Source organism: Arthrobacter sp. SIMBA_036 (assembly GCF_046535135.1).
Taxonomy (GTDB): Bacteria; Actinomycetota; Actinomycetes; order Actinomycetales; family Micrococcaceae; genus Arthrobacter.
The window spans coordinates 1-271 of sequence record NZ_JAWRXG010000181.1 but is presented as its reverse complement, the minus strand read 5'-3'; the positions used below and the strand labels follow the sequence as shown (position 1 = coordinate 271).

Here is a 271-nt window from a genome sequence, read left to right as displayed (position 1 = left end):
CATTTACAGCGGTAGAGGCTAATTGATTTATAATAGCAACTCCTTCAGCATTATCTACAAGTACAGAAGGGATCGTAATGGTAGCATCGGATCCTCCCATCTGGCCTGCAAGTGGTACAGAAGTTGGAGCGTTATAAACAATAACTCCTACAGCACCTTTTAACTGAGCATTTTTAACTTTGAGTGCAAAACCACAATTGGCGCCACCTCGTTGTATTAGAGCCAGCTTCCCCGTAAGATTTTCGGAAATAGCAGTACAGCCATCAATGGG

The 271-nt window shown here is 43.2% G+C and carries 1 protein-coding gene; it reads right to left on the bottom strand.

From position 1 onward, the window contains the following. The coding region (locus SB659_RS19580; RefSeq protein WP_410551611.1) for a PA domain-containing protein at positions 1-271 on the bottom strand (271 nt) is incomplete at both ends.